Below are 25,549 nucleotides of genomic sequence, written 5' to 3' on the forward strand. Positions count from 1 at the left end.
CCGTCTGCGTACTGCGGCAGTCCGGAGGCTCCGGGTCCTCAAGACCGCGCGCCGGCCGGAGGAGCGGGAGAGGGATCAGGGACCCGCCCTCGACATTCTCACGGGACTCTCGGCGCTCTCGACCGATGGTCCAGCTCATGGTGGTCGGCCCGACCGGCGCTCGGGCAGGTGTGAGGATCCACACTTCCTCCGGGATTGCGTCGGCCGGGCCGGCACGCAAGAGTGTTCCAACTGCCGAACCCAGCAAGCGAGATGCTTCCGTCGGGCACCGCACACGGTGGCGCGGGCGAAGAGGATGGGATGCACGTGAGCCCAATGCCGTTGAGGGGGTTCGCGGTGGTCTCGGCCACCGCGGTCACCGCCGTCGGAAGCGTCGTCGGTGTGGCCTCCGGCAGCAGCGCACAGAACAACGACGCGCAGGCGCCGGCAACCGATGCCACCCTCCTCGCGGACCTGCCCGAGGGCCAGCAGGCGCAGGTACAGACCGCGTCCCTGACACAGCAGGCCGACGCCGTAGCGATCCAGGCGGACGCGAGCGCCAGACAGAACGCCGAGCAGACTGCCCGGGCAGCGGCGGCCAAGACCGCACAGGCCAAGAAGGCCGCGGCCGACAAGGCCGCCAAGGACCGTGAAGAAGCCAAGACCACGGCCGGTGATTCCGCCGCCACCTTCCCGGTGCAGAGCTCCTACACGGTGGCCCAGCTCAAGGCGATGGCCGCACAGATCGTGGGCAGCAGCCAGTTCCAGTGCTTCAGCAACATCGTGGACCACGAGTCCACCTGGAACTACCTCGCCGTCAATCCCTCCTCCGGCGTCTACGGGCTGGTCCAGGCCCTGCCCGGCTCCAAGATGGCCTCCGTCGCCGCCGACTGGCAGACCAACCCGGCCACCCAGATCAAGTGGGGCCTGAACTACATGAACACCACCTACGGCAGCCCCTGCCAGGCCTGGGCCTTCTGGCAGGTCCACCACGCGTACTGACGGCCCTGCCTACCGGACCCACTGTCCGCAGGACCCGTACGGCGACCATGCGCCCGACACCGACATGCGGTCCACGTGCCGTGTCACGGTCCGGTGATGCCAGGCGCTTTCACGCCCTCCCCGGGGCACGTCATCCACCGGCGTCGTCCTCGACCTCCCAGCGCAGCAGGTCGCCCGGCTGACACTGGAGCACCTCGCAGAGCGCGGCGAGCGTCGCGAAACGTACCGCCTTGGCGCGGCCGTTCTTGAGTACCGCCAGGTTGGCGGGCGTGATCCCCACCCGGTCCGCGAGCTCGCCCACGGACATCTTCCGCCTGGCCAGCATCACGTCGATGTCGACGGCGATCGGCATCTAGATCACCTCGTCCAACTCGGCCCGCATCTCCGCCGCTTCGACGTCGCGCGCAAGGGCCTGGGCGAGCAGCATCCGCAGCACGAGCACGATGAGCGCGACCCCGAGGATGGCCAGGCCGACCCCGCCCATGATCACAGTGACGCCCGGGTCGTCCCGCTGGCCCGGCGCGTTGATGGCCGTGACCGCGAACCACAACAGGGCAGCCGCCACGATCGCGCGGATCACGAAGTCCACGTACCGGAAGGCAGCGTGGGAGAACACGGTTCCGCGCCGCACCATCGTCACCAGCCGCCATACGCAGACCAGAGCGACCTGGGCCGACATCATGCCCAGGATCGTGATCACGCGCAGCGGGGTCAACGGGAGCGACCCGTCCTCCGGGTCGTTCCCGCCGACCAACGCCCAGACCATCCCTGCCTGTACGAACACGGTGCCTGCGAGCACCACCGCAAGCACGACGCGCAGCGCACGCACTGTCAGCTTCCCCACGACCCATCCCTCCATCGAGTTACGATGGGAATCTATCGAATTTCGATAGGTCGAGCAAGAGCCGGACCGAGGAGTGGGGCGGAAGGCTCGCACCGTGGCGAGACGCTGCCGCCCCCTCCCGTGGCAGGCGGTCGCGCGCACCGTCCTGATCTTGTGGAAGTCGGCCTCGCCCGATCATGGACGTGCGGCGACACGACCGGCGGAGCAGGGAGAACGTGCCGCCGCCGGCCGGGTGGCAAGTTGTCGGCGGCGAGCATCCGGGTCCTCAGTCCTCGGCGATCCGGATGATGGTCCTGCCGGGGACGCATGGTTCAGGGGCGAAGGCCGCGACGGCCTCGGTCAGCGGGCGGACCGCGCCGACGCGCACCTTGAGCCGTCCGTCCCGGAGGCGCTGCACCAGGTCCGTGAGGCGCGTGCGGTCGGGCTCCACGACGAAGAACAACGCCCGCCCGTCCTCGGGGCGCACCGTGGGCGGCTGGGCGATGGAGACGAGCGTGCCGCCGGCCCGTACGAGCGCGGCCGAACGATCGAGGACGTCGCCGCCGATCACGTCGAACACCACGTCGACCTCGCCGGCGTCCGCCAGCCGGCCGGCGTCGAGGTCCAGGAACGTGTGCGCGCCGAGCGCGAGGACGATGTCCCGGTCGGCGGACCGGCCGGTGCCGATCACGCGGGTTCCCGCCTCCCGCGCGAGCTGCACGGCGAGCGATCCGACGGCCCCCGCGGCACCGTGGATCAGGACGGTCTGGCCGGTCACGATCCGCGCGTGGTCGAACAGGCCCTGCCAGGCCGTCAGACCGGAGATCGGCAGCGCGGCCGCCTCCGCGTGGTCGACATCCGCGGGCAGCGGGGCGAGGTTGCGGGCCTCCACGGCGACGTACTCGGCCAGCGAGCCGTCGCGGGCCCAGTCGGTCAGACCGAAGACCCGCTGGCCGACCGTGAGACCGGTGGTTCCGTAGCCGAGCTCCGCCACGACACCCGAGACCTCGTGCCCGGGCACGCTCGGCGCCCGGTCGCGGCCCGTGCGATCGGTCCACGTTCCGGGCCAGGCAAGCTCCCCCCGGGTGAATCCCGCGGCATGCACCCGCACGACGACGTCGTTCTCGGCGGCATGTGGATACGGCCGGTCGGTAAGGATCAGCCCGTCGGCTCCGGCGTCGCGGTCGGGGGCGGTGATGGCTTGCATGAGCGTTCTTCCTGTCTGGTCGGTGAACTGGCCGGCGAGCTGGTCCGCCACTGGCCTCTGTCTGGTTTCCCACAAAGTGCGCATATCCATCGCATCAGGCGATCGGTGGTTCCGTGGGCATGTGACCGTCCGAGGTGGACGAGAACGATCAGGGGCGGAGCGCGCCGGCACGGTGAAGATGGCCGGCCGGCCAGCCAGGACGGCGGCGGCGACGGCAGCGGCAGCGGCAGCGGCAGCGGCCGGAAGTCACCGGCGCCATCGGTTTTCCTCCGGCGCTCTCGATGTCAGTTCGGCCAGGGCGCATCCAGGATGCGTTCGACCATGGTCGTGCGACGGAAACCCGGAACGAAGTGCTCCAGCACGTCCGCATTGACGGTTCCGTAGGTGGTGTCCGGGCGGTTCTTGAGTCCGTCGACAAATTCCTCCAGGAATCCCTTCTTGAATGGTCCGCGGGGATGGGCGGCAGTGATCTCGTCCACCCGGTCGCGATTCAGCCGGTCCAGTCTCCACCTCAGCCCCCGCCATCTCACACGCCTGTTCCGGGAGGAGCTGGCCACCACACCGGCCCGCTACGTCGAGTCGATCCGGTTCGATCTCGCGAAGGCGCTGCTCGACCAGGGGCACACCACGACACAGGCGGCGGCGCTGGCCGGGTTCCCGAGCTACGAAAGCCTCCGGCGGGTCTTCGCAAGTGAGTTGTCGATCAGCACGGCCGCGTACCAGCGCCGCTTCAGCACCGCCCGCCGCACTCCATGACCTCGACGCCCCCGACCGGCTCGCCCACTGGGTCGTAGCCGTGCCGGCCGTGCTTGACGGCGAGGACGTGGCTTCGGTCGCTCCGTGGACCCCGACTGCCTGGAGGACTGACGGGACCGGGCGACGAAGGCGGCCTCGATTCGGCCGAGTAGGTCGTTGCCGACGGTGGCCGGTCGGCCGGCGTCGGTGCGCCGGTCGCGGCTCGCCGGTCGCCTCTCGCGGGTCACGGGTCGCGGGTCACCCGCGGTATCCCATGCGTGATCATCGACGAGCCGAGGAGACGCCCCGCCGGGCTCAAAGCCTGGTGCGGCACGCGGCGGAGACGGCTCCTGGTGGTTCAGAAACCGATGGCTTGGCGGAGCAGCAGGACGGTGCCGCGGCCGGCGTGATGTTCACCGTTGAGGACGAGAAGGCGGTTGACGGCGCTGGGCCATCCGTACGCTTCCTGGGTGCGGACGCTTTCCAGTGGAAGGCAGTGGTCCTCGACGCGCCGTAGCGCGGTGTCCAGGTCGGGTACCACCTTCTGCGCCCCGACGATCCAGATCGCGCGGGCCGCGCCGCCGGCGTAGCCGGGCAACTGGCTTCCGCTGCCCGAGGCGACCACGAGGGAGCCGGTCTCGGTGACCGCGGCGACGCTGCCGACGATGACGTCCGGACTGGCGAGCAGTCGCCGGATGTCGTCGGCGCCGGTGACCCGGTCCATGGCCAGGACGCGTGGCTTGACGGCCTGATACCGTCCGCCGGCGTTGATGTCCTCGTCGATCCCGGAGAGCCGGAGGGTCTCGCTGGCCCCGGTGAACACGCTGGCGCCCTCCGGTATCAGCTCTTTGACGCGGGTACGCGCGGCAGCGGCGTCGTCGAGGATCTCCACGGTGAAACCGTGTGCGGTCAGCGCAGTGGCCGCCCGCTCCAGGCGCTGCGCGGGCGCCGGGTCGGTGAACGGAATTGCCGGCATGGAGGTGGTCATGGTGTCTCCGAGCTTCCTGTCCGCTGGATGATGTGTTCGTCTCATCGGTTCGACAACACAGCCCGCCGGAATGTGAGGCGGCGCGCGGACCTCACATTCCGATGCGCTGTCTTGTCGAACCGATGAGGGCAGACACGACCGAGGGAGCCGTCGCCACCATGACCACCCGATCCGGGCAAGGACACGCACAGGCCGATCCGGGCCTGGACGCGATCATGAGCGAGCGGCGTCAGCTGCTGAACATCGCCTACCGGCTCCTCGGCTCCCTGGCCGAGGCCGAGGATGCCGTCCAGGAGACCTACACCCGCTGGTACACGATGTCCCCTCAGCAGCGGGACGCCATCGAGTCCCCCGGCGCCTGGCTGACGACGGTCACCAGCCGCATCTGCCTCAACCTGCTCGGCTCCGCCCGGGCCCGGCGAGAGACCTACGTGGGCGAATGGATCCCCGAGCCGCTGCCCGAACGTACGGAGTGGACCACCGGGCGGCCCGGCGGCACCACCGCCGACCCGGCCGACCGGGTCACCCTGGACGAGTCGGTCAACCTGGCCTTCCTGGTCGTACTCGAATCGATGACCCCGGCCGAACGCGTCGCGTTCATCCTCCACGACGTCTTCTGCCACTCCTTCGCCGAGGTGGCCGACATCGTCGGCCGTACCCCGGCGGCATGCCGCCAGTTGGCCTCCTCGGCCCGCCGCCGTATCCGGGCCTCGCGTCCCTCCGCGACTCCGGCCGCCGACCGCGCCGGCGTCATCAGGGACTTCAAGCAGGCATGGGAAGCCCAGGACATCGACGCGCTCATCGGCCTGCTCGACCCCGATGCCACGGCGATCGCGGACGGCGGTGGCCTCGCCGTGACCTTCCTGCACCCCATCGAGGGCGGCGAGCAGATCGCGTACGCCTGGATGGAGATCGCCCGCCTCAGGCCCGGCGACACGGCGCTCCTGGAGCGTACGGTCAACGGTCAGCCCGGTCTGGTGGCCGTGCAGGAAGGTGTCACCGTGACGGTGTTCGCGTTCGACGTCGAGGGCGACCGGATCACGCGCATCTGGGTCGTGCGCAACCCCGAGAAACTCCGTCGCTGGACGACGGCAGGCTGACCCGCGTCTCCCCAACTGCCGGTCCGCCGAGCGCCGCCACCCGGCGGCGGAACACGGCCCCGGACGCGAGACCACGAGACGGCTCTCGGGCGGCACGCGCGTCCCGGTCGGCGGGCCCGGTTCACCGGGCGCGCAGAGCCGCGCTGATGGTCCTTGCCGTCTGCTGTACCACGCCCACGAGCCGGTCCAGGTTGTGCGCGGGATCGGTCACAACGCTCAGGGACGCCGGCGGCGCGCCGTTCGGGCCGTGCACCGGTACGGCCACACAGCACACGCCGGCCGCCAGGTGCTCCCGGTCGAAGGCGACGCCCAGGTCCCGGATCGCCTCGGCCTCCCGGCGCCAGGACCCGGGCAACGGGCCCAGCGGGAGCCGTGGATACGCCGCGGCGACCAGTACCTTGCCCGCCGCGGTGAACCACGGCCAGGCCCTGCCGTCGAGTGTTCGGCCGAGCGCCCCGGCATTCTCGCCGGGCGTCCAGTCCAGGACCAGTGTCTGTCCCTCCCGCAGTACGTTGAGTCCCACCGACGCGCCGGTGATGCGCGCGAGGCGGCGGGCCGGTGCGCGGGCGGCGGCGCGCAGACCGGGGTACGGCTGCCAGCCCTGCCCGAGCCGGAAGATCCGCGGTCCCATGCGGTAGCCCCGGCGGCTTCGCTCGACGGCGCCCAGTTCGACCAGCTGTTCAAGGAGCCGGTAGGCGGTCGTCTTCGGCAGTCCGCACTCGGCCGCGAGCCTGGTCAGTCCGGCCTCTTCGACCCGCTCCACCGCCGCCAGCAGAGCGAAGGCACCCTCCAGCACACTCCGGCCGCCGCCGTCCGGCACCTGTGGCCGAGGTTGGGGTTGGGGTTGGGGTTGCGGTTGCGGTTGCGGTTGCGGTTGCGGTTGCGGTTGCGGTTGCGGTTGCGGTGCGATGTACCGGGCCTGTGGCTCGTACGGGTGGTCCGGCCGCCGCGCCGTCGATTCCGTCGTTCTCGTTGCAGTCGCTCCCTGTTGGTGGTTCACGTGTCTCTCCCCCGGATGCCACCGGACCGGCTCCCCCGCGGCGCCGCTCCCCGTGTGCGGTGCGCCGCCGTGCACGGAGTCGCTCCGCCCCGGCAGACTGAAGTCCGCCTCATCAGACTGAAGTTCGAGTGTGGTCCGGAACGTTGTCGATAGGTTGTCGCCCAGCACGAGATGTGTGCATCGAGTGAAGAAAATCTGTGCGGGGAGTGTGGACATCGTGGTGGAACTGCACCTTCTCGGTCCCGTGGAGCTCTCGGTGCAGGGCCGGACCGTCGAGGTCGGGCCGCCGCAGCGCCGGACGGTGCTGGCCGCGCTGGCGGTCGACGCCGGCCGGCCCGTCCCGGCCGATGTACTGATCAGACGGGTCTGGGGCGCCGATCCACCGGACGGGGCGCGGCGCGCGCTGCACGCCCATGTCGCCCGGCTGCGTCGGCTGTGCGAGCAGACCGAGGCCTCGGGACATCCCCGGTTGCGCCTGGTGCGCCGCTCGGCCGGATACCTGCTGGAGGTCCGCGCGGACCAGGTGGACATCCACCGGTTCCGGCAGCTGGTCGGCCGGGCCCGGGACACGGAGCGGACGGACGAGGCACGGGCGGCGCTGCTGCGCGAGGCGCTCGGACTGTGGCACGGGGAACCGCTGGCGGGCCTCGGCGGGCAGTGGGCGGCACAGGTCCGCGAGGCCTGGCGGCGGCAGCACGTGGACGCCGCGGTCGCCTGGGCCCGGGTGGAGTCGCGGGTCAGCGATCCGGTCGCCGTGATCGGCCCGCTGACCGAACTCCTCGACGCCTACCCGCTGGTGGAACCGCTGACCGAGGCGCTGATGCGGGTGCTGCACGCCGCCGGTCGCAGCGCGGAGGCGCTGGACTGCTACTCGACCGTCCGCAAGCGGCTCGCCGAGGAGCTGGGCACCGACCCCGGCGCGGAGCTGCGCAAGGTCCACCAGGCGATCCTGCGGGGAGGCCTGGCCGGGTCCGTCGCACGGCCGGTGTCCCGGTCGCCGGTCCGGGCCGCTCCCCCGGCACGCCGGCCCACGGTGGCAACCCCCTGGCCGGGCACGGCACCTGGCCAACTGCCCATGGGTGTACGTGGATTCACCGGGCGCGGCGAGGAACTCGCCCGGCTCGAGGACATCCTCGCCGCCACGGCGGACCAACCCTCGGCGGTGGTGATCACAGCGGTGTCGGGCACGGCCGGGGTGGGCAAGACGGCACTGGCCGTGCACTGGGCACGCCGGGCTCAACAGGCCTTCCCCGACGGCCAGTTGTACGTGAATCTGCACGGGTTCGCGCCCGGCGGGTCGGCGACCAGCCCGGCGGAGGCGGTACGGGGGTTCCTGGACGCCCTCGAAGTGCCCCCGGCCCGTATCCCGGCCGGGCTGGAGGCACAGGTCGGGCTGTACCGCAGCCTGCTGGCAGGGCGCCGGGTGCTGGTGGTGCTGGACAACGCCCGCGACGCCGAACAGGTCCGTCCGCTGCTGCCCGGAGCGCCCGGCTGTCTGGCGCTGATCACCAGCCGAAGATCCCTGACCGGTCTCGCCGCCACCGAGGGCGCACAGCTGCTGACCGTCGGCATGCTCGCTCCCGAAGAGGCCCGGGAGTTGCTGATCCGCCGGCTGGGCGCGGCCCGGGTGACGGCCGACCCCGATGCCGTGCGGGAGATCGTCGGCCGGTGCGCGGGCCTGCCGCTCGCACTCGCGATCGTCGCCGCCCGGGCCGCCGCCCAGCCCGGTCTCCCGCTCGCGGCGCTCGCCGGGGAGCTGCGCCGGGCCGACGGGCGCCTCGACGCCCTGGACGGCGGGGAGGCGAGCAGCGAGGTGCGGGCGGTGTTCTCCTGGTCGTACCAGGCACTCGGCCCCGACCCCGCCCGGCTCTTCCGATTACTGGGCCTCCATCCCGGCCCCGATGTCGCGCTGCCGGCCGTCGCCGCCCTGGCCGGCGTGCCGGCCGCCCGCGCCCGCGTGCTACTGGCCGAACTGGTCCGCGGACATCTGCTCACCGAGGAGCCCGCCGGCCGGTACGCCTTCCACGACCTGCTGCGTGCCTACGCCGCCGAGCTGGTCCGCGGGTACGACGGCGAGGACGTCCGGCACGCGGCGGCGTACCGCCTGTTCGACCACTACCTGCACACCGCGCACCGGGCGGACGCCCTGCTCACTCCCCGGCCCAGCCCGGCCGCCCAGCCGGCCGCCCAACCCGGCGTCACGGTGGAGGAGTTGACCGATCACCGGCAGGCACAGGCCTGGTTCGCCGCCGAGCACCCGGTGCTGCTCGCCGCGGTGGAGCAGGCGGCCGCCGACGGCTTCCCCGGCCACACCTGGAGGCTGGCCTCGGCGCTGACGACCTATCTCGACCGGCACGGATACTGGCGGGCGCTGACAGCCGTGCACACCACGGCGCTGGACGCGGCCCGGCACCGGGGCGACGAGGCCGGGCAGGCCGAGGCTCACCGGGGTCTCGGGCTCGCCGAGGACCGACTGGACCGTCCCGACGAAGCCCGCCGCCACTATCTGCGGGCGCTGGAGCTGTTCGGCGAGGTCGGCAGCCACGCCGGTCAGGCCCGCATCCATCAGCACCTGTCCCGAATGTCCGAGGCGCAGGGCCGCCACCAGGAGGCGCTCGGCCACGCCCAGGACAGCCTGTCGCACCACCGGGCCGCCGACGACCGGGCCGGGCAGTCCGCCGCCCTCAACCACATCGGCTGGATCCTCGCCCAACTCGGTTACCAACAGCAGGCCCTGACACACTGCCGGCAGGCCCTCGATCTGGCACTGGAGACCGGCGACCTCAACGGGCAGGCCCATATCCAGGACAGCCTCGGCTACATCCACCACCGGCTCGGCGAGCACGCCGAGGCCGTCGACCGTTATCAGCAGGCCCTCGACCTGTTCCATCAGACGGGCGACCGCCACAGCGAGGCCGCCGGTCTGCTCTGTCTCGGCGACATCCACGACGCCACCGGCCGCCCGTATCCGGCCCGAGCCGCCTGGACCCAGGCCCTGGCCATCACCGCCGAACTCGGCCTCCCGGACACGGATCCACTCCGCGCCCGGCTCCTCGAACGGCATCGCCCCGCGACCGCCGACACCACCACTGCCGAATCACGCCCGACACCGGCCTGAGCCCGGACGCCGGGTGCGGGCCTCCGGTTCGCCCGGTCGCCCGGCAGCCGCGGCACGCCGGCCGAGGGCTGCGCCGTGCCGCCGGGTCCGTGACCACGTGGTCCGCTGAGCGGAAAGGCGCATGACAGACGTCTTCGACCTGTTCACGCTGGCCGCCTCAGGTATATGCGCACGGCATGGCACACGGGACTGGCCGCTCAACCGGCGGCCGCGACACGGGGGAACGGCGACTGGTGATGGTCTGGAACGAGTTGACGGCGGAACCACGAAGAGACCGTACGGCGGGACGGGAACAGGACCTTGTCGGACTGCGCCTGTTCGGCGCCTTCCGTCTGGAGGGAGCGAACGGGTCGATCGCCGTTCCGGCGAGCGCACAGCGGCTGTTGGCCTATCTGGGACTGCACAGACGTGCGTCCCGTTCGGTCGTCGCCGGGACGTTGTGGCCCGAGGTCGCCGAGGAGCACGCTCTCGGCAGTCTGCGTACGGTGCTGTGGCGGCTGCGCCGGATGCGGCAGCCGGCGGTCCGCAGCGACGGCGACAGCCTGTGCCTGGCGGACGGCGTGTCCGTCGACGTCGACGACTTCACCCGGGCGGCGCTGCGGTTGGCCGGTTCCTTGCAGGCTCCGGGTGAGGCGCCACCCCCGCTGGTCCTCCTGGAGAGCGCCGAGCTGCTTCCCGGCTGGGACGAGGAGTGGGTCCACCCGGAGCGGGAGCGGCTGCGCCAACTCCGCCTGCACGCACTCGAATCACTGAGCGTCCGGCTCACCGCGCGCGGCCGGTACGCGCTCGCGCTGGAGGCGGCCCTCAGGTGCGTCGCGATCGAGCCCCTGCGCGAGAGTGCCCACTGCGCGGTGGTGGCCGTCCACCTGGCCGAGAACAACGTCGTGGAGGCGATCCGGCACTACGAGGCGTTCCGGCGGCTGCTTCGCGAGGAACTCGGACTCGAACCGTCGGCGCGCCTGGCCGGCATGTTCCCGTGCCAGGTCGAGGGCGGTACGCGGATGCCGTCGCCCGCGGTCTCGGCTGCCGGGAGGGCGCCGTCGGCCGGGGTGAAGGCGCCCGGGCCCAGAAGGGGTTGACGCGGCAGTGACATCCCGGTCACGGGGAGCCTGCCATCGTCTCCCTGCCCACGCAGGGGCAGCACTTGTTCGACAAGGAAAAGGGGGCGCCGACATGGCCACATGTCGGGGAGTCGATCTCTCGGTCTATCAGGGAGCCCAGAACTGGAACGCCCGCAAGGCGGAAGGCGTCGTCTTCGCCTTCGCCAAGGCCAGTGAGGGCGAGCACTCCCGGGACGCACACTTCACCACGCACATCGCGGGCATCGCCAGGGCCGGGCTCGTCCCCGGTGCCTACCACTTCGGCTGGCCCAACCAGGACGCCGGCGCCGAGGCGGCCAACTACATCGCCGCCGTGAAACCGTACGCCGGCCCGGGCTTCGTGCACTGGCTGGACCTGGAACGCAGGTCCGACGGCGCCAACTACGGGGGTGTCACGGCCGCCGGGATCAAGGCCTACGCCACAGCCTGGATCGCCAGGGTGCAAGCCGCGTTTCCCGGTCAGCGGGTCGGCCTGTACACGGCGGGGAGCGACCTGGCGGCCGGCCACGCGCCCGCCACCGTCCCCCTGTGGTACCCCGCCTATCCCTGGTCCGGCGCGGCGACCTACGCACAGGCCGAGGCGCACCCGAAGCCCAGCCCGTCCGGCAGGTCTCCGCTGTTCTGGCAGTTCACCTCGACTCCCCTCGACCGATCCATCTGCTACCTGAGCGAGTCCGCGCTGCGCGCCTGGGCCGCCGGAGAGGAAACCGAAGACATGGCGCTCACCACGGACGACATCAACAAGGTCGCGGCCGCGGTCGTCGCGAAGCTCGTCGCCGGAGGCGGTGTGCTGGAGACGGCGGACGTCAGAGAGGTCGCGTCCGCGGCGGCGAAGGAGGTCCTGACCATGGACGGAGTGATCAAGGCTCCTGCCGATGCCCCGGACGTGACGACCAACCCCTACTGGGCGCTCCAGTCCTACATCAAGGACACCAACGCCCGGGTGCGGCTCGTGCAGGCGACGGAGGCGGCCCAGAGCACGGTCATCACGCAACTCGCCGCCGCGCTCGCGACGTTCGACAAGAACATCGACCCCGCCGCACTTGTCGCCTCCATCACCACGGCGATCGAGACGGCTGTGAGCAAGGTCGTCATCCACCTCGACCCCGCATCCTGAGACGCCGGGAGGGCTGTCCCCATGAACCTCTTCGCCAGCTTCATGCGCACGGTCGTGCCGGTCGTCGCCGGGCTCCTGCTGACCTTGCTGGTCCGCATCGGCGTCGACTTCGACTCGGCGTCGGTGGCGAGCGTGGTCACCACGGTTCTCACCGGCGCGTACTACACGACGTTCCGGCTCCTCGAAACCCTCGCCGTGAGGATCCACTCCCGGCCGCTCGCGACCGTCACCGGAATCCTCCTCGGCTGGGCGGCTCCGCCCGACTACGCGGGTACGGTGCACCCGGCGCAGACCACCACCGGGCACAGTCCCTGACCTCGGTCGTCAGACGCGTTCTCCGTTGGGCAAGGACGGGGTGCGCGGGGGCCGGCACGCGCCCCGCAGACGAGCTGCGGGGCGCGCCTGCCGGGCTACGGATGCACCTGCCACCGGCGGGCCGCGTCGGCCCGAGCCCGTTCGGCGTCGTACCGAGTCGCGTTGGAACTCCGGTCCACACCCGAGGCAGCGTCGTCCCGGGTCAGTCCTCCACCGTCTGCATCCCCTGCTCGTCGTACCGCGCTCCTGCCACCTTCGGCAGCTCGGCGTCGATGCGGGCCAGGTCTTCCTTGGTCAGCTCGACATCGATCGACACCGCGTTCTGCTCCAGGTACGTACGACGCTTGGTGCCCGGGATCGGGACGACGTTCTCGCCCTGGGCCAGCACCCAGGCGATGGCCAGCTGCGCGGGAGTGACGTCCTTCTCCTCGGCGATCTCCTTCACCTTGGCGGCCAGCCGCAGGTTCGCGTCGAGATGGGCGTCCGCGAAGCGCGGGACCTGGCGGCGCATGTCGTTCTCGTCCAGCTCCTCGGGGGAGGTGAAGCGGCCGGCCAGGAATCCGCGTCCGAGCGGCGAGTAGGGCACGAAGCCGATGCCGAGTTCGCGGCAGGTGGGCAGCACCTGGGCCTCCACGTCCCGCGTCCACAGGGAGTACTCGGACTGCACCGCCGTGATCGGGTGGACGGCATGCGCACGGCGGATGGTCTCCGCACTGGCCTCGCTCAGCCCGATGTAGCGCACCTTGCCCTCGGCCACCAGCTCGGCCAGGGCGCCGACCGTTTCCTCGATGGGTACGTCGGGGTCGACGCGGTGCGGGTAGTACAGGTCGATGCGGTCGGTGCCGAGACGCTCCAGCGAGCCGTGCACGGAGCTGCGGACATGCTCGGCCGAGCCGTCCGGAGCCCCGACAGTGCTCATGTCGCCCGGTACCGCGCCGTCCATGCGGTAGTAGAACTTCGTGGCGATCACGTACTCGTCACGGTGTCCCCTGATCGCCTCGCCGATCAGGGACTCGTTGGTGAGCGGTCCGTAGACCTGCGCGGTGTCGATGAAGTCGATACCGAGGTCCAGGGCTCGCCGGATGGTCGCGATGCCCTCGTCCTGGTCGGCCGTTCCGTAGAAGGCCGACATGCCCATGCACCCCAGGCCGATGGCCGATACCTGGAGATCCCGGAGACTGCGCTGTCGCATGTGGTGTCCCAAGCCTTTCCTTCGTTCCCGTCCGCATGACGTCCGGCACGAATGTCACAGTCAGTGACTTTTGTACGTCTGTGAATGAGAGCAGTCGGAACGGACTCCGCTACTCGGCATGCCGTGCGCGCCCGGTCAGCCCTGGGCGATCCGGGAGACGTGCTGCCAGTCGGCCCAGGTCTGCAGGCGCTCGGCGTAGAGGGGCGAGACGATCTCGATGGGTTCGGTGCCGAAGAGCACCCGCAGCGGCGGGTTCTCGGCGTCGACGATCTGGAGCAGGGCGGTGGCGGCATCGGCCGGGTCGGCGTACAGGGCGTCGCCGAAACGGGCCGCAATGGCCGCACGGACCTCGTCGTAGGCGGGGTTCTGTTCGACGTGCACGCTGGAGGAGCCGCCCCAGTCGGTGGTGAAGCCGCCCGGCTCGACCACGGTGACCTTGATCCCCGCGCCGGCGACCTCCTGGGCGAGGGCCTCGCTGAAGCCCTCCAGCGCCCACTTGGACGCGTGGTACGCGCCGAGCGAGGGGAACGCGGCGACACCGCCGACGGACGAGATCTGCACGATGTGGCCGCTGCCCTGGGCGCGCATGACCGGCAGGACGGCCTGGGTGACCCAGAAGGCGCCGAAGAGGTTCGTCTCCATCTGGTCGCGCAGCTGCTGCTCGCCGACCTCCTCGATCATGCCGAACAGGCCGTAGCCGGCGTTGTTGACGACCACGTCGAGGCGGCCGAACTTCTCCTGCGCCGTGGCCACCGCGGTGGCCACGGCCGCCTTGTCGGTGACGTCCAGCGCGACGGGCAGCACCGCGTCGTCGCCGTACTTGGTGACCAGGCCGTCCAGCGAGGCGGCGTTCCTGGCGGTCGCGACGACCTTGTCGCCGCGCTCCAGGGCGGACTCGGCGAACGCGCGGCCCAGGCCACGGGACGTACCGGTGATGAACCAGACCTTGCTCATGGTGTTCTCCTTCGGATCCGGCCTTCCAGGACAGACCTCCCGGGGCCGACTGCACTGTAACCCGAAACTTAGATGAGTCCAAAAATAGAGGAGTCCAGAGTTCGGAACGTAAGATGACACCGACAGAAAGAGGTGCGATGAACCTGCGGGAGCGCAAGAAGCTCGCGACCTGGCATGCCATCCGGTCGGCCGCGCTGCGGCTGTTCGAAGAGCAGGGCTACGAGGCCACGACCGTCGAGCAGATCGCGGCAGCGGCGAACGTCTCGCGTGCCACCTTCTTCAACTACTTCGCGGGCAAGGAGGCCGTGGTCTTCGACCAGGACCCCGAGGAGCGGCAGGCCTGGCAGGCCCTGATGACCGGCCGCCCCGCGGACGAGCCGCTGTGGGACTCGCTGACCGCGATCCTGACCGGCTTCCTGGAGAGCCTGCGGGACCGGATGCCCCTGCAGCGCCGCCTCAAGGCACAGTCGCCCGTCCTCGCCCAGTCGGGCCAGAACTTCGGCGAGCGGTTCTTCACCGAGCTGAGGGAGTGGGTGACGTCCCGCGCCGCCCACGGCGACGAGATCACCGCCACCCTGCAGTTCAACCTCGCCCTGGCCGCCGCGAACACCGCGTATCAGACCTGGCCCGACGACGAGTCCTTCGACGGCTTCCTGGAACGCCTCGAGCGCTGCTTCCACCAGGCGCGCCCCGTCACGGCCACCGGCTGAGCAGGAGTTCTTGCTCCCTGGCCGTGAGGTGGGTACGGCCGGTGGAGATCTCCCGGGACAGCGTGTTCGGCAGCTGGACGACACGTGTGCGACTCTGCGGCCTCTCCCCTGGAAGGACTGCCCCTGATGCTTGGCATGGTCGTCTGGGACGTCTGCTCTCTCGCTTCGACGCGAGGGCGGTAGCGGCCAACTGCCTCAACGCACACGCCTGTCCGGCGGACAGGCGTCGGTTCGCCCCGGCACCCGCGGTCCCAGGACACCACGGACCCACTCCACGCCGCGCGAAGTGCCGAGACCACGTCCCTGTGGCGTCTGACCCCAACCGCATGACCGACACACCGGTTGCGTGACAGCGCCTCGCGCCCGGTTCACCAACGGCGTATCCCGTGGGGCACTGCGCGGCCCGCGGGTCCAGCCCAAGACCTGCTTTTCGAAGCGGAATGAGCCGAAGGCCGTGCCCCCCGTCCGGCGCATCCCCGAGTGAGTGATCAAGTTCGGTCGTTGTGCGCCCCCCGGCGCAGCAGCCGTCGCGCCACCATGTGTGTTCCGGCCGTCGCGGCCGCGGCCAGCGCCAGCCCCTGAAGCGCCTCGAGTGGGCGTGTGGGACGCAGGACACCGGCTCGCCGCAGTCGGCCGCGAGCCCACAGCGTGAAGGGGATGACCACCAGCGGTGAGGTGACCGCACCGGGCGTGTATCCACGGACGGCGCCGGCCTGGGCCAGATGCACCAGGGCGTGCAGCCCGAATCCGTTGAGAGCCCCTTGATAGAAGCCGGAGCGTCCACCCGTGCGGTGCCCGTCGGCAGCGGCGGTGGCCACCACCACAGCCATCCCGGCGACGGCCGTTGCGAACTCTCGCCCGTCCATGGACTCCAGCCGCTGCCACATCCGTTCTGGCACTTGCGGAAACCGCTGTCGCAGCCCGGGCACTCGCCCGCGTGCCCAGCCCGGCATCGTGGCCAGTTCCTCCAGATCGTGCACCGCCCACGCGGCCAGCAGCCCGAAGGTCACACCGGCCCCGACCCCTGCGCCACCATCGCCCACATCATGTCCGCTCATGGACAAGAAGTCTGTCAGCCCGCACCAAGCGCTTCCGGAGAGCGGCTGGTCTCCGCCGCGATGCGGCCGAGGCAGTCGACGGACCCGTTCACCGCGCCTGGGTGCAGCGAAGACAGAGCTGCTCGGGGCAGGCCCGGACGATCGCAGCGGGGTGGCAGCCGTGGCCGATGCCGGCCCCGGAGACGCTGTCCTCCCGTCAGGTGATCAGTAGTGGATCGGCCCGACCTGGCCGCCGCCGACAGCGATCGACTCGCCGTTGATCGCCACGCTCAGAGGGGAGGCCAAGAAGGCGACGGTGTTCGCGATCTCCTCCGCCGTGACCATGCGGCCGATGCCCACCGCCGAGGAGAGCCGCCGGACGACCTCCGCCTCGTCGACACCCTGTGCCTCGGCCATGGCGGCGAACACCGCCGGGGATGCCTCGGTGATCGTCATGCCCGGGTGGACGACGGTGACATTGACCCCCTGGGGGCCGAGTTCGTCCGCCAGGTTCTTCGTCATCGCCGCCACCGCGACGTTGCGCACCGAGCCGATCACCGGCCCGGTCTGCCGCGCGGCCAGGCCGCTGACGTTGATGACGCGCCCCCATCCCCGCGCGGTCATCAGCGGAGCCACCGCCCGCACACAGCGCAGATAGCCGAGGACCTTCGTCTCCACCTCTTGCCGCAGCCGGTCGTCGTCGAAGTCGGCGAGCGCGCCGGCAAACCCCGAAGTGGCTGGTGTGGCAGCACAATTGACGAGGATGTCCACGCTCCCGAACGCGCCGGCCGCACGCCGTACCAGCTCCTGCACGGACGCCTCGTCGGTGGTGTCCGTCACCACGGCGAGGGCCCGGCCGCCGTCGGCGACGATGCGTGCGGACGCCGCGTCGAGCGCGTCCCCGCCTCTGGCGGCCAGCACGACAGCCGCGCCTTCGGCGGCCAGTGCACGGGCGACGGCGTACCCGATGCCCCGGCTCGCTCCCGTGACGATCGCGCACTTTCCGGCAAGTTGCAGATCCATGCGAGACCGGCCTCCCAGGTCACTTACGTGTACTGGCCCGCAAGTCTAGATCGGGCTCAGCACCCGCACCCCGGCGGCTCTCCCCCGTGTCTCCTTGCGCGCAAGGGCGCCCGAGCGCGCAGCTCCCCGGCAGGCCCGAGCCCTCTTCAGTCGGCGAGGGCACTGGCCCCGGCGATCCGCCGGCGAAACGCCGACGTCACCACTTCCAGCAGCACGACCGCGCCGCCGTCCACCTCGGCGATCGCCTTCTGGAGCGCCGGACCGACCTCGTTCGGATCGGAGACCCGGTATGCCTTCGCGCCGAGGGCCGTGCCGATCTCGGCGTACTGGCCGCCCAGTTCCTTGAGGCCGAACCTCTTGTCGGCGACGGGCTGGTGCTCGCCGTACCCGGTCATCTCGTTGTTGTTCGTCAGCACGATCAGTACCGGGATCTTGTTGCGTACGGCGGTCTCGATCTCCAGGCCGCACTGACCGAAGGCGGCGTCGCCGAGGTAGCAGACCGAGAGCTTGTCCGGCGCCGCGACCTTGGCGCCGAGCGCCAGACCGAGCGACGAGCCCAGGGGCGTGCTGTTCCCCCAGCCGAGGTATCCACGCGGCCGGGTCGCCATGTAGTGCGGGGCGAGATGGTCCCGCGGGTATCCCGAGTCGTGGGTGATGATCGTGCGGTCCGGGTCCAGCGCGGCGATCATCTCGTGCACCAGGCGGAGCGGACTGACCGGGACGTCGTTCGTCTCGAAGTAGGGCTCCCACTCGGCGGCGACCTTGGCGTTGAAGTCCGCGACCTCCTTGCGGAAGTCGGTCTTCGCGCTGGCCGGCCTCCGCGACCGGAGTTGACGGCGGAGTTCCGCGGTGATCTGACGGAGCACCAGCTTCGCGTCCCCTACGAGCCCGCAGGCGATCGGGTACTGCAACGACAGATCGTCCGGGTCGTTGGTCGCCTGGACGATCGTCTTGCCGGCCGGTACGCGGAACGAGCCGAGGGTGTGGAGCAGACTCGCGCCGATACTGAAGATCAGGTCGGCAGCCGGCACGAACTCGGCGATGCCCGGGCTGATACCCGTGCCGCCGCTGCCGATGGACAGGGGGTGATCCTCGGGGAACGCGCTCTTGGCGATGTAGGTCGTCGCGACGGGAGCGTTGATCGCCTCGGCGAACTCGACGAGTTCGGCCGTCGCCTCGGCCCAGAGCACGCCCTGCCCGACCCGGATCACCGGCCGCTCGGCGTCCAGCAACAGGGCGACCGCCCGTTCCACGTCCGCCGGATCGGCGGCACTGAGGTGGCGGCGAGGCGGCTCGTACGCGAGGAGGGCGTCGTCGATCTCCTCCTCGGCGACATCAAGGGGCAGTTCGAGCAGCACCGGTCCGGGTCGGCCCGACCGCATGAGCTGGAACGCGCGCCGGAGCTGGGCCGGAATCGTCTTCGCGCTCTCGAACCGGGCCGACCACTTCGTGATCGAACGGAAGGAGTCGACGGCGTCGAACGTCGTACGCAGCCCGAGTTCGTCGAGCGGATTGCCGTTGGGCAGGTACAGCAGTGGCACGGAGTCGCTGTAGGCCTGGGCGATGCTTCCGAAGGAGTGCTCGGCGCCGGGGCCGTGCTGGGTCATGGCGACACCGATGCGTCGGCCGTTGCTGATCCGGCTGTAGGCATCGGCCATGTTGATGACGCTGCGTTCCTCGCGCCCGACGATCGGCCGGATCCCGACGGCGGCCGCGGTGTCGATCATCTTGTTGGCCGGGAAGCAGAACACGTTCTCCACGCCTTCTCGGCGCAACACCTCGGCAACTGCCTCGCTCCCGCGCATCATGCTTCCTTCCCTGCCGTCCGGCACGGCTCCACTTGACTGCGACCTTCGGTGTGCAATTTTGCATACATTACTGGCGACCGCAAGACCCCCCACCCGTTCTCATCCGGTCATCGACCGCGACGCGCGGGGCCGCGGGGCCGCGGCGCCCGCCCGCGCGCGCTCGCTCGCTCAGGAGCGCTTCTCGACCACGTTCACCAGCTCGTGCCCATCCCGCAGGCGCAGGATCTGTTCGCGCACGAGCCGGTAGGCACGCTCCTCCCAGCCGCGGATCGTGCCGACGTGCGGGGTGATGAGTACGTTCGGCGCGTCCCACAACGGGTGGCCGACGGGAAGCGGCTCGGGGTCGGTGACGTCCAGGAACGCCCGGATCCGCCCCCCGAGCACTTCGGCGACGAGCGCCTCGGTGTCCACCACCCCGCCGCGTGAGACATTCACCAGCAGCGCGTCGTCGCGCAGTGCGGCGAGGAACTCGGCGTCGACCAGGTGGTGCGTATCGTCGGTGTGCGGCACCGCGAGGGCCACCACGTCCTGCCCCGGCAGCAGCTGCCGCAGCTCGGCGGGGTCATGGACACCCGGCCGCGGGCGCCGGGCGACGACCGTGACGTCGGCGCCGAACACGCGGACGGCGGTGGCGATGCGCGTCCCGATGTCGCCCGCGCCGACGACCAGCACGCGCCGGCCGTCCAGTCCCTCGGTGAACCTCTGCTCCCAGCGGTGGTCCCGCTGCGCCATGGCGAACGGAACGATGCCCCGCAGCATCGCGATCATCCCGCCGACCGCGAGCTCCGCGGTCGATCGCCCGTGTACGCCACGCCCGTTGCACAGGAGGACGCCCTCGGGCACCACGGAGAGCCACGCATCGACGCCCGCCGAAACCAGTTGCACGACCCGGAGCCGGGGAAGGGACTCCAGCGTTTCGCGTCTCGGTCGCGTGTTGAAGCGGCCGACGAAGAATTCGATCTCGTCGCCATGCGCCGGGATCTCACCGACGCCGTCCCACACGGTCACCCGGACATCACCCGGCAGCGCACCCAGCGCGGCACGTGCGGCTCCGTCGGGAACACTCACCGTCAGCATCGAACCGGGCATGGCAACTCACCCCTTGAACAGGTCCCCCGAGCCGCGACGGACTCGACGTCGGCCTCGGCAATCGCGGTGTTCCCGGGCCCGGGTGCGGGCATCACCGTCCCGGTCGGCGGGCCCGTACCACGATGCGGGGACGGAGGGCGGCCGTGGATCGGCCCCTGACGGCGGAGAGCCAGACTCCGGTGCCGTAGGCAAGGTCGTCGAGACGGCGGGCGACGGCGTAGCGCAGGGGGCCGAGTCCGCCGGTGCTGCGGCTCCGGTACTCCAGGGCCACGTCTGCGACGGCCGCCACCGCGGCGGCGCGGCGGACGCGACGGGAGACCAGGCATCCGGCCGCCGTGGCCGGCCACCAGTGCCGGGTGAGCAACGCGCCGCCCTGGGCGAGGGCGTTGACGGCTCCGCCGCCGGTCAGCCGGGCGGCCTCGCGCAGCGGGTGTGCGGTGCCGTCGAGGGTGCGCGCGACGCGCAGGGTCGCCGTCGTCCACAGGGCCGCGGCCACCGGCAGGGACCAGCGACGCTGCGCCGCGACCGTGACCACCAGGGCTGCGCTCCACGGGGCGAGCACGGCCGTGGCGGTGTCGCGGGGATGGCGTACGGCGAGCGGGTGCGCACCGGTGCCGTAGTCGGCCTTGCGCCGGAACCAGTCGACGACATGCGCCCGATGCTCGTGGGCGGCCTGCACTGCGGGCTCGTAGCGGATACGTCGCCCGCTCTCGGTCAGCCGCCAGCACAGGTCGACGTCCTCGCCGACCCGCAGGGACTCGTCGAAGCCGCCGATGTCCAGCAGGGTCCCGACGTGTGCCACCAGGCAGGCGCTGGGAACCCACGAGACGGGACTGCCGGGGCGCACCGACGCGGGGTGCGTGCCCAGGTCGAGGGAGGATCGGGCGTGTTCGTAACGGCTGATCCAGCCGCCGGCGGAGTCCGCGGTCAGCGCCGTGATGCGGGGGACGGCCATGGCGACGGACGGGTCGGCGAAGTGCCGCATCAGTACGGGCACGGTCTCGGCGGGCAGCACGATGTCGGAGTCCACGAAGACGACGTGCGAGGTCGTCACCTGACGCAGTCCGGCATTGCGCGCGCCGGCCGGGCCGACGTTGACGGGCAGCGTCAGCAGGCGTGCGCCGTGTGCGGCAGCCACACCGGCCACCCGTTCCGGGGCGAGGGAGGCGTCGTCGACGACGATGACCGGACTGCCGGACGGTATGCAGGCGAGCAGTCGCCCCAGTTGCCCGGGCCGGTCCCGTACCGGGATGACGTACGTGTACGAGGGCGCGCTCTCCCCCGCCGGAGCGGGGTCGGCCAGTGCGGTGACCTGGGGGTTGGCCATGCCGTTCGCCAGCAGTCGGTCCGCCAGGAACGCGCTCGCCGCGTCCCGCACGCACAGGCTGCGGCCGGTCAGCATGGCCCGGGCTCGCGGGGTGAGCCGCAGCAGGCGGGTGGGCTGGCCGCCCAGCAGGGCCCCGCCGCCGTCGAGGACCCGGGTGCCTCGGTCGAGGGTCACGGTGAAACCGTTGGGGAGAGTCATGGAGACAGCCGTTCTCGGGCGGAGTTGTTCGTGGCCGCGCGGGTGCCGGGGGCCGCTGCTGCCGGGCCGTGCGCGGCCGTCCGCCGGGCCGCGGCCGGCGTCTGCGCGGACGGCGGGGGCTCGCCGAGTCGCCCGCGCGGGTCGGGCCGCCAGGCCTGGATGCGCCGGGCGGCGTTGTCCGCCAGGGTGCGCAGCAGAGCACGGCCCTCCTGCGCGGTGGCGCCGGTGGGGTCGCCGAGGACGCCGTTCGGTGCGACGGCCCGGACACCGCGCGCCGTCAGCTCCGGCATGAGCTGGGCGATCGGTCGGGTGTCTCCGGGGACGGCGGCGTCGAGACGTACGTCGTCGGGGGCGAGGTGGAGCATGAGCGACGTCTCGGTGCGCCCGGCGTGCGCGTCTGCGCCGGGGACGCCGCAGCCGAGCCACGCGGTGTCGTGTCCCTCGGCACGCAGCTGGGCCACAGCCGCGTCGAGGGTGGCCACGTTGCCGCCGTGGCCGTTGACGAACACGCACCGTCCGGCCCACAGCGACAGCGACCGCACCATCTCGATCAGCACCACCCGCAGTGCCTCGTGACCGATGGACACGGTGCCGGGAAAGTGGGCGTGCTCACCGCTCGCGCCGAAGGCGAGTGCGGGTGCCAGCAGCACCCGCGCGCCGGAACGCTCTTCTGTCCGGTCCCGGTCCGTGAGCCGTTGGACGGCCGCACGGGCCACCGCGGTGGCCACGACGGTGTCGGTGTCCAGCGGCAGGTGCGGCCCGTGCTGTTCGGTCGACCCGACGGCGACGACCACCAGCGGCGCACCGGTGATCTCCGGCCACGCTGCTCGCCCCAACTCGTTCTCTCCGCGGGCACGCTGACCTGGCATGTCAGCCGCTGGTGCCGAGGGTGCGGGTGAAGCCCTCGGGGATGACCAGGTCGTCGGGGCACAGCTCGTGGACCGAGGCCCGGCCCAGCCCCAGGACTGCGGAGTCGAGCCCGCCGCGCAGCAGGTCCAGTACGTTCTCCACACCGGCCTGGCCGTTGGCGCCGAGGCCCCACAGGTAGGCGCGGCCGATCAGGACGGCCCGGGCGCCGAGGGCCAGTGCCTTGGCCACGTCGCCGCCGCGGCGGACACCGCCGTCGAGGAGTACCTCTATGTCACTGCCGACGGCCTCCACGACGGAGGGCAGGATCCGGATGGTCGCGGGGGTGGTGTCCAGGTTGTTGCCTCCGTGGTTGGAGACGGAGACGGCGGAGACGCCGGCGTCCACGGCGCGTTTGGCGTCGTCGACCCGGGTGACGCCCTTGAGGAGAAACGGGCCGCCCCACTCCTCGCGCATCCACTTGACGTCGTCCCAGGTGGGCGGAGGGGTCTGCATCCACTCGTAGTAGGCACCGAAGAAGGTGGGAGCGCTGCCGCCCGGCGGTTGCAGGTTCGGGGTGGTCAGGTCGGGTATGCGGCCGGTTCTGGCGAAGGACCACAGCCAGCGTGGCCGGGTGATCACGTCGGGCGCGAGCTTCACCGCCGTCTTGAGGTTGATCGATTCCGGGATCTCCGGGCTGCCCCAGTCACGGCCGACGGAGAAGGACCAGTCGAGGGTGGCGATCAGGGCCTTCGCGCCGGCGGCGCGGGCCCGTTCCATGCGCTGGCTCATGCTCTCGCGGGTGCCGGTCCAGTACATCTGGTAGAAGGTGTTCGCGTTGGCCGCGGTGACCTCCTCCACCGGTTTGGAGGCGAACGAGCTCAGTCCCATGATCACCCCGCGGTTCGCCGCCGCACGCGCCACGGCGACCTCGCCGTCGGGGCGGACGGCCTGGACGCCGGTCGGTGATATCACCACCGGCATGGACGTCTCCACGCCCAGCACCGTGGTGGTCAGGTCACGCTCGGCGTGGTGGCCCGCGACCCGGGGTGCGAAGCCCAGTTCGGCGAAGGCCCCCAGGTTGTCGTCGATGGTCCGGCCCCGTTCCGAGCCGGCCACGAGGGCGTCGTACACGGTGCTGGGGAGGTACTTCTTGGCGCGGCGCTGGGCTTCCGCGACCGTCTCGAACCAGGGGTTCCTGCCCATGCGGCGACTCTTCCTCGAAAAGGACTGTTATACGGACGGGATCTGGCGGACGACGGGCGCGGGTACCGCGAACACCGTGGGACACGGCGTCATGTGAGGCTCAGTCCGGCCAGCGGGTCCTCGGCACAGGCGCTGACCGGCGGCCGGTCGACGTCCTGGCGGCGGGTCAGCACCAGGTCGACCGGGCCTCGGCGCCGCGCGGGTGCGGTGCGGTGGGTGTGGTCGGCGGACGGCTTGGGAAGGTGGTCGCGTCCTTCGGGGCGCTGCGCGAGCAGCTGCTCCCCGTAGCCACGGACGCACTCGGGATCGGGGCCGTCCAACGGCAGACCGGTGAAGAACTTGGCGGCCATGCAGCCGCCCTTGCAGGTGTCGTAGAAGGAGCAGGAGGCGCACGCCCCGCCTGTCTGCGGCTCCCGCAGGCCCAGGAACAGCTCGGACTCACGCCACACATGGGCGAAGCCGCCGTCCGCGCGCACGTTGCCCGCCAGGAACTCGTCATGGATCGCGAACGGGCAGGCGTAGACGTCGCCGACCGGGTCGATCAGACAGACCACCCGCCCGGCGCCGCACAGGTTCAGTCCCGGCAGGGCCTGGCCGTAGGCGGACAGGTGGAAGAACGAGTCACCGGTCAGGACCTGGTCGCCGTGGGCCACCAGCCAGTCGTACAGCTCGCGCTGCTGGGCCTGGGTGGGGTGCAGTTCGTCCCACACATCCGCACCGCGCCCGGAGGGGCGCAGCCGGGTGAGCCGGAGCTGTGCGCCGTAGCGGTCGGCGATGGCCTTGAACTGGTCCATCTGCGGGATGTTGTGGCGGGTGCAGACCACGGAGAGCTTGAAGTTCTTCATCCCGGCGTCGGCGAGGTTGCGCATGGCGCGCAGCGCGGTGTCGTACGAACCGGTTCCGCGCACCGCGTCGTTGACCTCGGGGGTTGCCCCGTCGAGGGAGATCTGGACGTCCACGTAGTCGTTGGCGGCCAGGCGGCGGGCCACCTCGGGAGTGATCCGTACCCCGTTGGTGGAGAACTTGACGCCGACGTGGTGGGCGGTGGCGTAGTCGAGGAGCTCGAAGAAGTCGGCGCGGACGGTGGGTTCGCCGCCGCCGATGTTGACGTAGAAGACCTGCATGGCCTCCAGTTCGTCGATGACGGCCTTGGCTTCGGCGGTGGTCAGCTCACGCGGGTCACGCCGCCCCGAGCTGGACAGACAGTGGGTGCAGGACAGATTGCAGGCGTAGGTCAGCTCCCAGGTCAGGCAGATGGGGGCGTCCAGGCCGTATTCGAAGAGGTCGACCAGGCGGCTCCCGGCCGGCCGCACCGCCTGCGCCGGTGCCGGCCGGGGGGCCGGTGCCACCGTCGGCCGGGGTGCTCGGGCAGTCATGACGTACTCCTTTCGACGACCATCGAGGAGCGGGCCAGTGCGCCCAGCGCTCGCCCGAAGCCGGGCAGTTCGCTCTCCGTGACCTCGGCGGCCGAGCAGGCGGCCCGCGCGGTGGGCGCCGTGGCCAGGGCCTGGACGGCGGCGAGCAGACGGGGGTCCTTGAGGAAGGTGAGCTTGCGGGTGCCGAAGTGGTAGAGCAGTGCGCCGAAGGGTTCGGGCCGCACCGAGACCTGCGGGTGCAGGTCCCAGGCGCGGTCCAGGTCGATCGGGGAATCGATCGGGTTCATGGGGCGTCCCGG

General features: G+C 71.3%; 23 protein-coding genes and 2 pseudogenes. 8 read left to right on the plus strand and 17 right to left on the minus strand.

Going from position 1 to position 25,549, the window contains the following annotated elements; all coding sequences use genetic code 11:
• The first annotated feature begins 300 nt into the window (after positions 1-300).
• Complete coding sequence (locus ACFWXC_RS35480; protein WP_384485217.1) at positions 301-981, plus strand: lytic transglycosylase domain-containing protein; 681 nt, start codon at positions 301-303, stop codon at positions 979-981.
• 130 nt (positions 982-1,111) lie between these two features.
• Here the strand turns inward: ACFWXC_RS35480 and ACFWXC_RS35485 are convergent, their stop codons facing one another.
• The 4 genes and pseudogenes from ACFWXC_RS35485 to ACFWXC_RS35500 form a co-directional block, all read right to left on the minus strand.
• Positions 1,112-1,333 carry a helix-turn-helix domain-containing protein gene (locus ACFWXC_RS35485; RefSeq protein ID WP_384485219.1) on the minus strand — a complete coding sequence of 74 codons (222 nt, stop codon included), beginning with the start codon at positions 1,331-1,333 and terminating at the stop codon, positions 1,112-1,114.
• On the minus strand, positions 1,334-1,825 hold the full coding sequence (locus ACFWXC_RS35490; protein WP_384485221.1) for a DUF2975 domain-containing protein: 492 nt from the start codon (positions 1,823-1,825) through the stop codon (positions 1,334-1,336).
• Positions 1,826-2,090: 265 nt separating this feature from the next.
• On the minus strand, positions 2,091-3,011 hold the full coding sequence (locus ACFWXC_RS35495; protein WP_384485223.1) for an NADP-dependent oxidoreductase: 921 nt from the start codon (positions 3,009-3,011) through the stop codon (positions 2,091-2,093).
• A 284-nt stretch (positions 3,012-3,295) separates the two neighbouring features.
• Positions 3,296-3,514: pseudogene (locus ACFWXC_RS35500) on the minus strand (diguanylate cyclase); the annotation flags it as partial.
• A gap of 1 nt (position 3,515) precedes the next feature.
• On the opposite strand from ACFWXC_RS35500, the pseudogene ACFWXC_RS35505 reads away from it, so the two are divergent.
• Positions 3,516-3,767: pseudogene (locus ACFWXC_RS35505) on the plus strand (helix-turn-helix domain-containing protein); the annotation flags it as partial.
• Between the two features lie 337 nt (positions 3,768-4,104).
• Here the strand turns inward: ACFWXC_RS35505 and ACFWXC_RS35510 are convergent.
• Positions 4,105-4,734: an LUD domain-containing protein gene (locus ACFWXC_RS35510; protein ID WP_384485225.1), complete on the minus strand. Its 630-nt coding sequence runs from the start codon at positions 4,732-4,734 to the stop codon at positions 4,105-4,107.
• Positions 4,735-4,892: 158 nt separating this feature from the next.
• Here ACFWXC_RS35510 and sigJ point away from each other — a divergent pair, with 158 nt between their 5' ends.
• A complete protein-coding gene (gene sigJ / locus ACFWXC_RS35515; protein ID WP_384485227.1) occupies positions 4,893-5,834 on the plus strand; it encodes an RNA polymerase sigma factor SigJ in 942 nt (313 codons plus the stop codon).
• Positions 5,835-5,955: 121 nt separating this feature from the next.
• Here sigJ and ACFWXC_RS35520 read toward each other — a convergent pair whose 3' ends face one another.
• Positions 5,956-6,654, minus strand: a complete 699-nt coding sequence (locus tag ACFWXC_RS35520) for an IclR family transcriptional regulator (RefSeq protein WP_384485229.1) — start codon at positions 6,652-6,654, stop codon at positions 5,956-5,958.
• A 397-nt stretch (positions 6,655-7,051) separates the two neighbouring features.
• Between ACFWXC_RS35520 and ACFWXC_RS35525 the strand changes: the two genes are divergently transcribed.
• The 4 genes from ACFWXC_RS35525 to ACFWXC_RS35540 all read left to right on the plus strand — a co-directional run bounded on the left by ACFWXC_RS35525 (position 7,052) and on the right by ACFWXC_RS35540 (position 12,484).
• Positions 7,052-9,952 (plus strand): BTAD domain-containing putative transcriptional regulator, encoded by a 2,901-nt coding sequence (locus ACFWXC_RS35525; RefSeq protein WP_384485231.1) that lies wholly within the window; start codon positions 7,052-7,054, stop codon positions 9,950-9,952.
• A gap of 176 nt (positions 9,953-10,128) precedes the next feature.
• Complete coding sequence (locus ACFWXC_RS35530) at positions 10,129-11,031, plus strand: BTAD domain-containing putative transcriptional regulator (protein WP_384485233.1); 903 nt, start codon at positions 10,129-10,131, stop codon at positions 11,029-11,031.
• Positions 11,032-11,125: 94 nt separating this feature from the next.
• Positions 11,126-12,169, plus strand: coding sequence for a glycoside hydrolase family 25 protein (locus tag ACFWXC_RS35535; RefSeq protein ID WP_384485235.1), 1,044 nt, complete (start codon positions 11,126-11,128; stop codon positions 12,167-12,169).
• A 21-nt stretch (positions 12,170-12,190) separates the two neighbouring features.
• Positions 12,191-12,484: a hypothetical protein gene (locus ACFWXC_RS35540; protein ID WP_384485237.1), complete on the plus strand. Its 294-nt coding sequence runs from the start codon at positions 12,191-12,193 to the stop codon at positions 12,482-12,484.
• Between the two features lie 202 nt (positions 12,485-12,686).
• Here ACFWXC_RS35540 and ACFWXC_RS35545 read toward each other — a convergent pair whose 3' ends face one another.
• Positions 12,687-13,676 carry an aldo/keto reductase gene (locus ACFWXC_RS35545; protein WP_384485239.1) on the minus strand — a complete coding sequence of 330 codons (990 nt, stop codon included), beginning with the start codon at positions 13,674-13,676 and terminating at the stop codon, positions 12,687-12,689.
• A 135-nt stretch (positions 13,677-13,811) separates the two neighbouring features.
• Entirely contained in the window at positions 13,812-14,630 is an 819-nt protein-coding gene (locus ACFWXC_RS35550; protein WP_384485241.1) for an SDR family NAD(P)-dependent oxidoreductase, read from the minus strand.
• A 137-nt stretch (positions 14,631-14,767) separates the two neighbouring features.
• On the opposite strand from ACFWXC_RS35550, the gene ACFWXC_RS35555 reads away from it, so the two are divergent.
• Complete coding sequence (locus tag ACFWXC_RS35555) at positions 14,768-15,340, plus strand: TetR/AcrR family transcriptional regulator (protein WP_384485243.1); 573 nt, start codon at positions 14,768-14,770, stop codon at positions 15,338-15,340.
• 488 nt (positions 15,341-15,828) lie between these two features.
• Here the strand turns inward: ACFWXC_RS35555 and ACFWXC_RS35560 are convergent, their stop codons facing one another.
• The 9 genes from ACFWXC_RS35560 to mftB all read right to left on the minus strand — a co-directional run bounded on the left by ACFWXC_RS35560 (position 15,829) and on the right by mftB (position 25,537).
• Entirely contained in the window at positions 15,829-16,398 is a 570-nt protein-coding gene (locus ACFWXC_RS35560; protein WP_384485245.1) for an HXXEE domain-containing protein, read from the minus strand.
• Between the two features lie 204 nt (positions 16,399-16,602).
• Positions 16,603-17,400: an SDR family NAD(P)-dependent oxidoreductase gene (locus ACFWXC_RS35565; protein ID WP_384485247.1), complete on the minus strand. Its 798-nt coding sequence runs from the start codon at positions 17,398-17,400 to the stop codon at positions 16,603-16,605.
• Between the two features lie 146 nt (positions 17,401-17,546).
• Entirely contained in the window at positions 17,547-19,208 is a 1,662-nt protein-coding gene (locus ACFWXC_RS35570; protein WP_384485249.1) for a thiamine pyrophosphate-requiring protein, read from the minus strand.
• Between the two features lie 168 nt (positions 19,209-19,376).
• Entirely contained in the window at positions 19,377-20,297 is a 921-nt protein-coding gene (locus ACFWXC_RS35575; RefSeq protein ID WP_384485251.1) for a 2-hydroxyacid dehydrogenase, read from the minus strand.
• A 91-nt stretch (positions 20,298-20,388) separates the two neighbouring features.
• Entirely contained in the window at positions 20,389-21,798 is a 1,410-nt protein-coding gene (mftF, locus tag ACFWXC_RS35580) for a mycofactocin biosynthesis glycosyltransferase MftF (protein ID WP_384485253.1), read from the minus strand.
• Between the two features lie 20 nt (positions 21,799-21,818).
• Positions 21,819-22,658, minus strand: coding sequence for a mycofactocin biosynthesis peptidyl-dipeptidase MftE (gene mftE, locus ACFWXC_RS35585; protein ID WP_384485255.1), 840 nt, complete (start codon positions 22,656-22,658; stop codon positions 21,819-21,821).
• Between the two features lie 34 nt (positions 22,659-22,692).
• Positions 22,693-23,874: a pre-mycofactocin synthase MftD gene (gene mftD, locus ACFWXC_RS35590; RefSeq protein ID WP_384485257.1), complete on the minus strand. Its 1,182-nt coding sequence runs from the start codon at positions 23,872-23,874 to the stop codon at positions 22,693-22,695.
• 89 nt (positions 23,875-23,963) lie between these two features.
• Positions 23,964-25,250, minus strand: a complete 1,287-nt coding sequence (gene mftC, locus ACFWXC_RS35595; protein WP_384485259.1) for a mycofactocin radical SAM maturase — start codon at positions 25,248-25,250, stop codon at positions 23,964-23,966.
• Complete coding sequence (gene mftB / locus ACFWXC_RS35600; protein WP_382538056.1) at positions 25,247-25,537, minus strand: mycofactocin biosynthesis chaperone MftB; 291 nt, start codon at positions 25,535-25,537, stop codon at positions 25,247-25,249. The genes mftC and mftB overlap by 4 nt, the downstream gene beginning before the upstream one ends.
• Positions 25,538-25,549: the final 12 nt, after the last annotated feature.

This window comes from Streptomyces sp. NPDC058683, assembly GCF_042716195.1.
Lineage (GTDB): Bacteria > Actinomycetota > Actinomycetes > Streptomycetales > Streptomycetaceae > Streptomyces.